The sequence below is a fragment of the Microbacterium sp. 10L49 genome, from assembly GCF_056395125.1.
Genome location: NZ_JBFTIW010000001.1, coordinates 622,897 through 635,268, shown reverse-complemented (window position 1 = coordinate 635,268; position 12,372 = coordinate 622,897). Strand labels below are relative to the sequence as shown.

Here is a 12,372-nt window from a genome sequence, read left to right as displayed (position 1 = left end):
CTGGCATCAGCTGTCGCCACCGGCGTTGCCGCTGGTGCCGGCGTTCACGTTGTACAGGTCGTACTTCGCGATCGCCTGTCCCACGACGGAGCGGTCGATCCGCCCCTCGTCCGCGAGCGCCTGCAGAGCGCGGACGACCATGGACGGGCCGTCGATCTTGAAGAAGCGGCGAGCGGCGGCACGCGTGTCGGCGAAGCCGAAGCCGTCGGCGCCCAGCGTGTAGTACGCACCGGGGACCCACTGGCGGATCTGGTCCTGCACCGCGTGCATGTAGTCGCTCGTCGCGATGAACGGACCCTGGGCGTCCTTCAGCTTCTCGGTGAGGTACGCCGTCTGCGGCTCCTGGTCCGGGTGCAGGAAGTTGTGCTCGTCGACGGCCAGGCCGTCGCGGCGCAGCTCGGTCCACGAGGTGACCGACCACACGTCCGCGGACACGCCCCAATCGGCGAGCAGCAGCTCCTGTGCCTCGATCGCCCACGGCACACCGACGCCCGAGGCGAGCAACTGCACGCGCTGCCCCTCGCCGGATCCGACGGAGATGCGGTGCAGACCCTTCCGGATCCCCTCCGCGTCCACGTCCGCAGGTTCTGCCGGCATCCGCATCGGCTCGTTGTACACCGTCAGGTAGTACATGACGTCCGGGTTCGGGTGGGTGCCGCCGTACATCTGCTCGATGCCGGCCTGCACGATGTGCGAGACCTCGTAGCCGTACGCCGCGTCGTAGACGAGCGTGGCGGGGTTGGTCGAGGCGAGCAGCGGGGACTGGCCGTCCGCGTGCTGCGTGCCCTCGCCGGTCAGCGTGGTGCGACCGGCCGTGGCGCCGATGATGAAGCCGCGGCCCATCTGGTCGCCGGCCGCCCAGAACGCGTCGCCGGTGCGCTGGTAGCCGAACATCGAGTAGAAGATGTAGATCGGGATGAGCGGCTCGCCATGCGTGGAGTACGCCGTCGAGGTGGCGGTGAACGCCGCAGCCGCGCCGGCCTCGTTGATGCCCACGTGCATGATCTGCCCCTGCGGGCTCTCCTTGTACGCGAGCAGCAGCTCCCGGTCGACCGCAGTGTAGTTCTGGCCGTTCGGGTTGTAGATCTTCGCCGTGGGGAAGTACGCGTCCATGCCGAACGTGCGCGCCTCGTCGGGGATGATCGGGACGATCCGCTCGCCGAAGCCCTTGACCCGCATGAGGTCCTTGACCATGCGCACGAAGGCCATGGTCGTGGCGACCTCCTGGTTGCCGGATCCCTTCTTCGGCAGCGCGTAGTCCTTGTCCTCGGGGAGGTTCAGGCCGACGTGAGTGCTGCGGCGCTCGGGGAGGAAGCCACCCAGGTCGCGACGGCGTTCCAGCATGTACTGGATCGTCTCGTCGTTCTGTCCCGGGTGGTAGTACGGCGGACGGTACGGGTCGGCCTCGAGCTGCGCGTCCGAGATCGGGATGTGCATGGTGTCGCGGAACAGCTTGAGGTCGTCCAGCGTCATCTTCTTCATCTGGTGGGTCGCGTTGCGGCCCTCGAAGTGCGGACCCAGGCCGTAGCCCTTGACGGTCTTGGCGAGGATGACGGTCGGCTGGCCCTTGTGCTCCATCGCTGCCTTGTAGGCGGCGTACACCTTGCGGTAGTCGTGGCCGCCGCGGCGCAGGTGCCAGATGTCGTCGTCGGAGTAGTCCTTGACCAGGGCGAGCGCGCGCTCGTCGCGGCCGAAGAAGTTCTCGCGCACGTAGGCGCCGCTCTCCGCCTTGAAGGTCTGGTAGTCGCCGTCGGGCGTGACGTTCATCAGGTTCAGCAGGGCGCCGTCGGTGTCGCGGGCGAGCAGGTCGTCCCACTCCCGGCCCCAGACGACCTTGATGACGTTCCAGCCGGCCCCGCGGAAGAAGCTCTCCAGCTCCTGGATGATCTTGCCGTTGCCGCGGACCGGACCGTCGAGGCGCTGCAGGTTGCAGTTGATCACGAAGGTGAGGTTGTCCAGACCCTCGTTCGCGGCCACCTGGAGCTGGCCCCGCGACTCGACCTCGTCCATCTCGCCGTCGCCGAGGAACGCCCACACATGGGAGTCGTTCTGCTTGATGCCGCGGTTGGCGAGGTACTTGTTCGTCATCGCCTGGTAGATCGCGTTGATCGGTCCGAGGCCCATCGACACGGTCGGGAACTGCCAGAACTCCGGCATCATCCGCGGGTGCGGATATGAGGGAAGGCCGTTCGGGGCGCCGGACTTCTCCTGGCGGAACGCGTCGAGCTGCTGCTCGGTGATCCGGCCCTCGAGGAAGCCGCGGGCGTACATGCCGGGGGAGGCGTGGCCCTGGTAGAAGATCTGGTCCCCGCCGGCAGCGTCATCGCGCCCGCGGAAGAAGTGGTTGTGGCCGACTTCGTACAGCGAGGCGGCCGAGGCGTAGGTGGAGATGTGACCGCCGACGCCGATGCCGGGCCGCTGCGCGCGGTGCACGGTGATCGCGGCGTTCCAGCGGATCCAGTGCCGGTATCGGCGCTCGAGGTCCTCGTCGCCGGGGAAGGCGGCCTCGTTCTCCGGGGCGATGGTGTTGATGTAGTCCGTGGTCGGGACCATCGGCACGCCCAAATGCAGGTCCTTCGAGCGCTTCAGCAGGCTGAGCATGATCTCGCGGCCGCGGCCGTGGCCCTTCGCGTCGACGAGTTCGTCGAGCGATTGCTGCCATTCGCTGGTCTCTTCGGGATCGCTGTCGAGCGGGCCCTGGGAGTACGGATCCTGGTCGTGAACAGTCACAGGAGGCCTTTCGTCTGTCTGGCAGGTCATGCCAACGAAATCGGGATGCGGCGCCGGGGAGGCTTGTCGACTCCGCACAAAAGACGCGCGGATCTCAGCCTAGCCCTCCCAGCGGTCAGGCCGGCTATCGAAGGTCTGCGTCCACCGTCGTCGGTGCGGAGTGCTCGGGGCGGAGTACCGCAGTCAGGTTCTGCGCGGCGTCGCGCACGAGTCCGCCAAGCTGCTGAACGCGATCCGCACCCATGCGGAAACGATCGTGCGATTCCCGCGCAAGGCCTTCACGTTCTGGACGTTCGTCATCATGACCGTGATGCTGGCTCTGCTCGGGCTCCTCGCGGAGGCGTCGCCGTGGCTGATGCTCATCCCGTTCGTGGTCTATTCGTTCGTGATGTCCGCGGCGTCGAACATCACCCAGGTGTACCCGCCCGAGCTCTTCCCGACGCATCTGCGGGGGGAGCGGCGTCGGCCTGCTCAACGCGACCAGCCGCATCGGCTCGGCGATCGGGACATTCCTGTTGCCGATCAGCCTGGAGAAGTGGGGAGTGTCCGTGTCGATGTACTGGCTCGCCGGGGTGCTCGCACTCGGCGCGCTGGTCACCTGGCTGTGGGCGCCGAAGACGGAGGGCAAGAGGCTCGTCTGATCGATGGGCGCCTCGCGGTGCGCCCAGAGAGACTCGAACTCCCGACCACATCCGTGTAAAGGACGTGCTCTACCAACTGAGCTATAGGCGCGTTCCCTCCAGCCTAGCGGGAGCGGTGTGCCAGGCTGAGCGCATGAACCTTCCGCACGACGATGTCGATCCCGACGGCTTGCTGGAGTACTCGGTGGTCTTCACGGACCGCTCCCTGAACCACATGTCCGCGCGATTCGTCCGCGTGATGCAGAGCGTGCAGTCCGATCTTCGGGCCGCCTATGGTGCGACGACGACGGCGATCGTCCCGGGTGGCGGGACCTACGCGATGGAGGGCGTCGCTCGCCAGCTCGCCACCGGGCGCCGCTGCCTCATCGTGCGCAACGGACTGTTCTCCTACCGCTGGTCGCAGATCCTCGATGCCGGCGACGTCGCGCACAACACGGTGGTGTGCGCGGCGCGCCCGGATTCCGATGGCGCGCAGGCTGCCTGGGCCCCCGCACCGATCGACGAGGTGGTCGCCGCGATCCGCGCCCAGCGCAGCGAGGTCGTCTTCGCACCGCACGTCGAGACGGCAGCGGGGATCCTGCTGCCCGATGACTACGTGCGCGCTCTCGCCGACGCGGTGCACGAGGTCGGCGGGCTGCTCGTCCTGGACTCGATCGCGTCGGGTGCGCTCTGGGTGGACATGGCAGCCCTCGGCGTGGACGTGCTGCTGAGCGCTCCGCAGAAGGGGTGGAGCGGATCACCCGGCGCCGGTTATGTGATGCTCAGCGACGCGGGTCGCGAGGCTGTGACGTCGCGCATGTCGTCGAGCTTCGCCATGGACCTGGCGAAATGGTTGTGGATCTCCGAGGAGTATGTGGCGGGCCGCGCGCCGTACCACGCCACCATGCCGACCGACACGCTCGCGCACAACGCCGCACTCATGACCGAGACCCGCGAGCGGGGCTTCGAGGCGCTGCGTGCCGCTCAGTGGGACCTCGGCAGCCGGGTGCGCGCCCTGCTGGCCGAGCGTGGTCTGCCCTCGGTGGCCGCGGATGGATTCGCCTCGCCGAGCGTCGCCGTGGTGCACACCACGGAGCCGGGACTGCGCACCGGAGCGCTGTTCCGCGAGCAGGGGCTGCAGATCGCGGCCGGTGTGCCGCTGCACTGCGGAGAGCCGGAATCGTTCTCGACGTTCCGGATCGGGCTGTTCGGTCTCGACAAGCTCGCGGATGTGGACGGCACGGTCGATCGTCTGGCAGGCGCTCTGGACCGGATCGGACTCTGAGTCCGATCCGGCCGGGCCGCCGGACATTCAGTGCGAGCCGTGCTCCGGTGAGGCGGCGACGCTCTCGGGCCGCAGGTCGAGCCGGCGCAGCAGCTGCGCGTTGAGGGCGACGACCACGGTGGAGACCGACATCAGGATCGCACCGACCGACATCGGCAGCAGGAAGCCGATGGGGGCGAGCACGCCCGCGGCGAGAGGCACGGCGGCGAGGTTGTACCCGGCCGCCCACCACAGGTTCTGCCGCATCTTGCGGTAGGCGGCCCGCGACAGCTCGATCGTCGCGACCACCGAGCGCGGATCCGAACTGGCCAGCACGACCCCGGCGGATCCGATGGCCACGTCGGTGCCGGCGCCGATCGCGATGCCCACGTCCGCCGTGGCCAGTGCGGGGGCGTCGTTGACACCGTCGCCCACCATGGCGACCACCCGTCCCTCGGCCTGCAGCTCGGCGACCCGCGTCGACTTGTCCTCGGGGCGCACGCCGGCGAAGAACCGCCGGATGCCGAGTTCCGCCGCCACGGACGCGGCGACCGCCTCGGCGTCGCCGGTGATCATGACGACGTCGACGCCGCGCTGCTGGAGTGCCCGCACCGCATCGCGGGACTCCGCCCGGATCGCATCGGCCAGCTTGAGAGCTCCGGCGATCCGTCCGTCCACGAGCACGTGCAGGATGATCGCACCCTCGGCACGCCACGCCGACGCCTCGGGCATCTCCGCCGCGCCGGTCTGCGCGAGCAGCCCCGGTCCGCCCACCTCGACGCTGCGGCCGTCGAGGACGGCCCGGACACCGAGCGCCGGCTCGGAGCGGAATCCCGACACGGCGCCTCGGGCCAGACCGCGGTTCTCAGCGGCCGTGCGGATCGCCGTGGCGAGCGGGTGCTCGGAGTCGGACTCTGCAGAGGCGGCGGCGCCGAGCACCTCGTCCTCGGTGAAGCCCGCCGCGACGGCGATCCCGATCACAGCCGGAGCACCCTCCGTCAGCGTGCCGGTCTTGTCGAACAGCACGGCATCGACCTGGCGCATCCGCTCGAGGGCCATCCGGTCCTTCACCAGGATCCCGCCGTGCGCGGCCCGCTCCGTCGCGATCGAGACGACCAGCGGGATCGCCAGGCCGAGTGCGTGCGGGCAGGCGATCACGAGCACGGTGATGACCCGCACGACGGCGGCGTCGTGGAGGCCGATCGCGGTCCACACCACGGCGGTCACGATGCCGGCGATGAGGGCGAACCAGAACAGCCAGCCCGCGGCGCGGTCGGCGAGGCGCTGCGCCCGGGACGAGGACGACTGCGCTTCGGCCACGAGCCGTCCGATGCCCGCGAGGGCGGTGTCGGCACCCACCGCCGTCACGCGGGCGCGCAAGGCCGAGTCCGTCGCGATCGTGCCGGCGACGACCTGGTCGCCCGCGGTGCGCGGCACCGCGCGCGACTCGCCCGTGATCATGGACTCGTCGACGGTGGCGGATCCCTCCGCCACCACCGCATCCGCAGGCACGCGTCCGCCAGGGCGGATCAGGACGACATCGCCGACCCGGAGCTCCGCCGGTGACACGAGCTCCACGTCGTCGCCGACGAGGCGCTCCGCCTCATCGGGCAGGAGTGCGGCCAGTGAGTCGAGTGCGGACGTCGTCCGGGCCAGGGAACGCATCTCGATCCAGTGCCCGAGCAGCATGATCACGACGAGGAGGGCGAGTTCCCACCAGAAGTCGAGTTCATGGTCGAGGACTCCGAGAGTCGCACCCCAGGAGGCGAGGAAGGCGACGGTGATCGCGAGCGCGATCAGCAGCATCATCCCCGGACGCCGTGCGCGCAGCTCGGAGATCGCGCCGGACAGGAACGGCTGTCCGCCCCACGCGTACAGCACGGTGCCGATCACCGGCGGGATCGCTCGCACGACGAGGGTGTCGGGAACGTGGTACCCGACGAGCATGGCGAACATGGGGGAGAAGGCGACGACGGGGACTGCCAGGACGAGCATGATCCAGAACAGGCGCCGGAATCGCGCGACGTGATCGCCGTGCCCGGCGTGGCCCGAGTGGCCGGCATGGCCCGAGGGGGCGTCGTGATCCGAGTGGCCATTGTGATCCGAGTGGGGGTGCAGTTCCGCCTGATCGATGTCGCCGTGATCTGTAGGGGAGTCGTGCATCTGCGTGTGATCCGTCGGGGTCGGCGTCTCGTGCGCCGTTCCATGACCGTGCGTTGCGATGCCGTCGGCGTGGGGGCTGCCGTTCTGCGTTCGTTCGGCCATGATCGGACCAACCATATACCCCCCAGGGGTATTCCGAAGGGTATCGACGTCAACGAATAGGCTGGACGGGATGAGCGATGGATCGATGGCCGGAAGGGCGGTGCAGCGCTGCCCCTGCGGCAGCGGCGACCTCTTCGAGACCTGCTGCGGTCCGATCCTCGCGGGGCGACCTGCGCCCACCGCGGAGCGTCTCATGCGCTCCCGCTACACGGCGTTCGTGGTCGGCGATGCCGCGTACCTGCTGCGCTCCTGGCATCCGACGACCCGGCCGGCGCAGCTGGACCTCGACGCGCATCTGCGCTGGCTCCGCCTCGACATCCTCGCGAAGCACGCTGGAGGGCCCTTCGACACGGAGGGCATCGTGGAGTTCGAAGCGATCCACCGGGACGCGACGGGTCGTGGCGTGCTGCATGAGCGCAGTCGCTTCGTGCGCGAGGACGGCCAATGGCTCTACGTCGACGGCGACGTGTCCTGACGCGGGATGCGCGTGCGGCCGGATTCCCGCCTGGCGTAGATTTGGACGCGTGAAAGCCAACCCCGCGCACCAGATCGTGCTCCTCGACATCGCCGACATCGACCGCCGTATCGCGCAGGCCGACTACGCGCGCACGCATCCGGTGCAGGGGGAGCGGATCAACGAGCTCTCCGCGCAGCGGCAGGGACAGCTGCGCGAGCTGACCGAACTGGCCGGAACGCGCGATGACGTGCAGACCGAGCTGAAGCGCCTCGAGTCGGATGTCGCCCTCGCGGCACAGCGCCGCGACCGCGATGCCGGCCGGCTCGCTGCCACGCAGAACCCCAAGGACGCGGTCGCCCTCGAGCAGGAGATCGCGAGCCTCGCACGCCGGATCAGCGACCTGGAAGACGCCGAGCTCGAGCTCATGGGCCGGTTGGAGGATGCCGAGGCGGCCGTCTCCGCCCAGCAGGCGCTCATCGACCAGACCGTGGCCGAGGGCACGCGGCTGACCGCGGAGGCCAAGGCCCTCATCGCCGCAGCGACGACCGAGGGCGAGCAGCTCGCTCGAGACCGCGTCGCGCTCGTCGACTCGGTCTCCCCGTCGCTCATGGCCGAGTACCAGCGCCGCGCCGGACGCACCGCGGGCGCGGCGCTGTTGCGCCGCGCCACCTGCGAGGGGTGCCGCATGGTGCTCTCCGGTACGGACCTGAACGCCATCCGCCAGGCTGCGGACGACGACGTGGTCTCATGCCCCGAGTGCGGGTGCATCCTGATCCGCACCGAGGAGTCGGGCCTGAAGAGCTCCGCCCCCGCGGAGTGAGCCGGGCGGCGCCGACCCCGGCGGTGGAGCGCGCTCAGAATTCCTCGTGCGTGGCCGGATCCGCGTCCCAGAGGCGCCCGTCGGGTGCGCCGAGAGCCGTGATCGCGGCGATCTCCTCGACGCTCAGCCGCACCTGGGCCGCGGCGAGGTTCAGGGTCTGATGCTCGGCCGAGGCGGCCTTCGGGATCGCCACCACGCCGCGTCCGGCGTGCCAGGCCAGCACGGCCTGCGCCGGCGTCAGGCCGTGCGCTGCGGCGACGGCGGTGACCGCCGGATCCTCGAGCACCTCGCCGGCCCTGCCGAGCGGGCTCCACGCCTCGGTGAGGATGCCGTGAGCGCGGTGGTACGCCAGGGCCTCCTCCTGCGGGAAGCGCGGGTGCAGCTCGATCTGGTTGACCACGGGGCGCACCCCGGTCGCGTCCTCGATGCGTTCCAGATGCTCCGGCAGGAAGTTCGACACGCCGATCTGGCGTACCAGGCCCCGGTCGCGCGCCTCGATGAGCGCCTGCCAGGCCTCGATGTACGCGTCCACGCGCGGCAGCGGCCAGTGGATGAGGAACAGGTCGATCGCATCGACGCCGAGGCGGAACCGGCTCTCCTCGATCGCGTCGAGCGCCTTGGCGCGCGCGTGGTGGCGCCCGGCGAGTTTCGAGGTGACGATGAGTTCGGCCCGGTCGACGGCTGCCCCGGAGATGCCCCAGCCGACCGCACCTTCGTTCTCGTAGTTGAAGGCGGAGTCGATCAGCCGATAGCCGTTCTCGATGCCGCTGCGGACCGCATCCGCACCGGCCTCTCCGCGGAAACCGTAGGTGCCGAGGCCCTGGGCAGGCAGGGCGAAGCCGTTGTGGGCGATGAAGGGGGACGCATCGGACATGGGGGACTCCTCTCCGGTGACTCCACGCTAACCGCCGCCGGGTTCGGGTGCGCGCGCGGCGATACACACCGACACACCCGAGGATCCGGTGTACTGAATCGCGGATGCCGTGCCTGGCTCCCAGAGGGCGTAGATTCGAAGACATGATCGAATCGGCTGCTCCGCACGAGGTCGTGCTGGGGCGGTCCGCACGAACCAGCTGGACTCTGGTGCTGTTCGACGAGGACGGCGCAGAGCGGTGCAGGAATGAGATCGCGGCATCCGCGCTGACCACCGAGGTCGCCGCTCTGGAGGGGCGGGCCCATCCGCGGTGGGTGGTGCGTCATCTCCGCGAGGTGTACCCGCCGCTGCTCGCCGCCGGGATCAGGATCCGCCGCGCGCACGACCTGCTGCTCTGCCATGCGATCCTGCGCGACACGGCGAGTCTGGCGGATCCGGTCCCGGCTTCGTCGCGCTGGATCCGGTCGGATCCGCTGGCGACGACGATCGAGACGCCCGCGCTGTTCGATCTGCATGAGGTCGCGTCACTGGCCTCCGGCGACCCGTACGTGGAGATCGATGAACTCCTCGCCGAGTATGCGCGCCAGCGTGCCGCTCTGGGGCGTGCCCCGGACGGTCGCCTCGCTCTGCTGTGCGCCGCCGAGTCGACCGGGGCTCTCGTCGCCGAGGAGATGACGGCCGCCGGCCTGCCGTGGAGCACCGCCGTGCACGAGCAATTGCTCGCCGAGGCGCTCGGCCCGCGGCCGGTGCCCGGTGCGCGGCCCGCTCGGATGGCCGAGCTCGCGGCCGTGATCGGTGAGACCCTGGAGGACGCCACGGTCAACCCCGACAGCCCGCCGCGTCTGCTGAAGGCGCTGCGGCGGGCCGGGATCCTGATCGACTCGACCTCGCGCTGGGAACTCGGCGAGGTCGAGCACCCCGTCGTCGAACCGCTCCTGACGTACAAGAAGCTGGCTCGGCTCTACTCCGCCAACGGCTGGGCGTGGCTCGCGGAGTGGGTGCGCGAGGAGCGCTTCCGGCCCGTCTACCTCACCGGCGGCGTGGTCACCGGGCGCTGGGCGTCCAGCGGCGGGGGAGCATTGCAGATCCCGCGGAGCCTGCGCCCGGCGGTGCGCGCCGATGCCGGCTGGACGCTGGTGTGCGCGGACGTGGCGCAGCTGGAGCCGCGGGTGCTCGCGGCGATGTCGAAGGACCGGGCGATGGCTGCGGCTGCGCGTGGCGCCGACCTGTACGAGGGCGTCGTGCGCTCGGGTGCGGTTCAGACGCGTCAGGAGGCGAAGTACGCGGTCCTCGGGGCCATGTACGGCGCGACCACGGGACCGAGCGGCCAGCTCGGTCCGCGGCTGCGCAGCGTCTTCCCCCGGGCGATGGCGCTCGTGGACGGCGCGGCGAAGACGGGGGAGGACGGGGGCGTCGTCTCGACGCTGCTCGGCCGCAGTTCGCCACGGCCGGATGTGCTCTGGACCGCGACGCAGTCGCGGGCGAGCGACCCCGATGCGGACGGCGCCGACGAGCGGCTGGCCCGCAGCAGGGCCAGGGATCGCGGCCGGTTCACCCGCAACTTCGTGGTGCAGGGCACCGCGGCCGAATGGTCGCTGCTCTGGTTGGCCGAGATCCGGCACCGCCTGACCGCGCTGCCCGAGGCTGCCGAGCCTGCGTCCGGTTCTGGACCGGTGTTCTCACGGCGCGCGCATCTGGCGTTCTTCCTGCACGACGAGGTGATCGTGCACGCGCCTGTCGCGCAGGCCGACGAGGCCGCGCGTGTGGTGCAAGACGCGGCGGACGCGGCGACGCGCCGGCTGTTCCCCGGGTTCGAGATCGACATCCCCCTCGACCTGCGCATCGCCGAGGACGCGGGCAAGGACTCGTAGACTGGATGCGAACGGGTCGGCTGGACGGTCGCGTGGCGGGAGACCGCACCGAGGAACGTCCGGGCTCCACAGGGCAGGGCGGTGGGTAACACCCACCCGGAGCAATCCGCGAGACAGTGCCACAGAGAGAAGACCGCCGCGGCCCGCAAGGACCGAGGTAAGGGTGAAAGGGTGGTGTAAGAGACCACCGGGGGCCGTGGCGACACGGCCCGCCAGGTAAACCTCGCCCGGAGCAAGGCCAGACAGGGGATGATGACGCGGCTCGCCGAGTCCCCGGGTAGGCCGCTGGAGCGGCGCGGCAACGCGTCGCCGAGAGAGATGACCGTCGAAGGGATGCCCCGAGAGGGGCCCCGGCACAGAACCCGGCGTACAGGCCGGCCCGTTCCTCTCACGAAGAAGGCCCGGATCCGCAGCTCAGCGGATCCGGGCCTTTCGGCGTGCAGGGGGCGTCAGTCGCCCGCGAGCGAGGCCGCGCCGATGATGCCGGAGTTGTTGCGGTGGATGGCCGGGACGATCGGTGTCTTGAGTTCGAGAAGCGGGAGGAAATCGCCTGCGTTCTTGGACACGCCCCCGCCGACGACGAACAGGTCGGGGCTGAAGAGGAACTCGATGTGCGAGTAGAAGGCCTGCAGGCGCTCGGCCCATGCCGCCCAGCTGAGCCCCTCGCGTTCGCGGGCGGAGGTGGCCGCCCACTTCTCCACGGATTCGAACTCGCGGAAGTTGAGGTGCCCGAGTTCGGAGTTGGGGATCAGGACGCCGTCGTACAGGAAGGCGGAGCCGATGCCGGTGCCGAGCGTGGTCATCAGGGTGAGCCCGATGACGTCGCGTGCCGCGCCGTGGCGCGCCTCGGCGACACCGGCAGCGTCCGCGTCGTTCACGAAGACGATGTTGCGACCCAGGCCGTCCCGGAAGAAGCGCTCGGCGTCGAAGTCGATCCACTTCTTCGAGACGTTGGCGGCGGAGAGCGTCCTTCCGCGCTTGACGATCGCGGGGAAGGCGACGCCGAGTGGAAGGGTCGACTCGTGCACCTCGAGGGTCCGCAGCACGGTTTGGACGGCCGTCAGCACATCCTGGGGCGAGGCGCCCTCGGGGGTGGGCACACGTACGCGGTCGGACGCCATGGTCCCGTGCTCGAGGTCGACGATTCCTGCCTTGATACCCGTGCCGCCGATGTCGACGCCGATCGCTTTTGCCATGCGCAACAGCCTAGCGAGAGGCGGGCACGCCAGTAGGATCGTGACAAAGCCCAGGAGGAGCAGCGATGTCCGGCGAGAACAAGTACTGGTTCAACAGCAGCACCGGTGAGGTCGAATACGGTCTGGAATCGCCGTCTATCGACCGGATCGGCCCGTTCGACACGGCCGAGGAGGCCAGTCGCGCCCCCGAGGTGCTCCAGGAGCGTGCCAAGGCCTGGGCCGATGAGGACGCGGCCGAGGACAACTGGGGCAAGGGCACGGACGGTACTCGATGA

9 protein-coding genes, 1 tRNA gene and 1 other RNA gene are annotated in these 12,372 nt (G+C 69.9%); 6 read left to right on the top strand and 5 right to left on the bottom strand.

The features are described 5' to 3' along the window. Positions 1–6 precede the first annotated feature (6 nt). The gene (aceE, locus tag AC1DCT_RS03055; protein ID WP_440731917.1) at positions 7–2,730 is read right to left on the bottom strand and encodes a pyruvate dehydrogenase (acetyl-transferring), homodimeric type; all 2,724 of its coding nucleotides are present in this window, start codon (positions 2,728–2,730) and stop codon (positions 7–9) included. A 659-nt stretch (positions 2,731–3,389) separates the two neighbouring features. Then, positions 3,390–3,462, bottom strand: a tRNA-Val gene (locus AC1DCT_RS03050). Positions 3,463–3,504: 42 nt separating this feature from the next. Between AC1DCT_RS03050 and AC1DCT_RS03045 the strand changes: the two genes are divergently transcribed. Beyond that, positions 3,505–4,635 carry an aminotransferase class V-fold PLP-dependent enzyme gene (locus AC1DCT_RS03045; protein WP_477427400.1) on the top strand — a complete coding sequence of 377 codons (1,131 nt, stop codon included), beginning with the start codon at positions 3,505–3,507 and terminating at the stop codon, positions 4,633–4,635. Positions 4,636–4,662: 27 nt separating this feature from the next. On the opposite strand, the gene AC1DCT_RS03040 is transcribed toward AC1DCT_RS03045, so the two are convergent. Next, on the bottom strand, positions 4,663–6,879 hold the full coding sequence (locus AC1DCT_RS03040) for a heavy metal translocating P-type ATPase (RefSeq protein ID WP_477427398.1): 2,217 nt from the start codon (positions 6,877–6,879) through the stop codon (positions 4,663–4,665). 70 nt (positions 6,880–6,949) lie between these two features. Between AC1DCT_RS03040 and AC1DCT_RS03035 the strand changes: the two genes are divergently transcribed. Together AC1DCT_RS03035 and AC1DCT_RS03030 are read left to right on the top strand one after the other, a co-directional pair. After that, positions 6,950–7,354, top strand: coding sequence for a YchJ family protein (locus AC1DCT_RS03035; RefSeq protein WP_477427396.1), 405 nt, complete (start codon positions 6,950–6,952; stop codon positions 7,352–7,354). A 49-nt stretch (positions 7,355–7,403) separates the two neighbouring features. After that, complete coding sequence (locus AC1DCT_RS03030) at positions 7,404–8,156, top strand: zinc ribbon domain-containing protein (RefSeq protein ID WP_477427394.1); 753 nt, start codon at positions 7,404–7,406, stop codon at positions 8,154–8,156. A 34-nt stretch (positions 8,157–8,190) separates the two neighbouring features. Here the strand turns inward: AC1DCT_RS03030 and AC1DCT_RS03025 are convergent, their stop codons facing one another. After that, on the bottom strand, positions 8,191–9,030 hold the full coding sequence (locus tag AC1DCT_RS03025) for an aldo/keto reductase (RefSeq protein ID WP_477427392.1): 840 nt from the start codon (positions 9,028–9,030) through the stop codon (positions 8,191–8,193). A 143-nt stretch (positions 9,031–9,173) separates the two neighbouring features. Between AC1DCT_RS03025 and AC1DCT_RS03020 the strand changes: the two genes are divergently transcribed. Then, complete coding sequence (locus AC1DCT_RS03020; protein ID WP_477427390.1) at positions 9,174–10,901, top strand: bifunctional 3'-5' exonuclease/DNA polymerase; 1,728 nt, start codon at positions 9,174–9,176, stop codon at positions 10,899–10,901. 12 nt (positions 10,902–10,913) lie between these two features. After that, positions 10,914–11,287: RNase P RNA component class A (gene rnpB, locus AC1DCT_RS03015), an RNA gene on the top strand. Between the two features lie 63 nt (positions 11,288–11,350). Here rnpB and ppgK read toward each other — a convergent pair. Then, on the bottom strand, positions 11,351–12,097 hold the full coding sequence (ppgK, locus tag AC1DCT_RS03010; protein ID WP_441977829.1) for a polyphosphate--glucose phosphotransferase: 747 nt from the start codon (positions 12,095–12,097) through the stop codon (positions 11,351–11,353). Between the two features lie 65 nt (positions 12,098–12,162). Here ppgK and AC1DCT_RS03005 point away from each other — a divergent pair, with 65 nt between their 5' ends. Beyond that, positions 12,163–12,372, top strand: coding sequence for an SPOR domain-containing protein (locus tag AC1DCT_RS03005; RefSeq protein WP_440731906.1), 210 nt, complete (start codon positions 12,163–12,165; stop codon positions 12,370–12,372).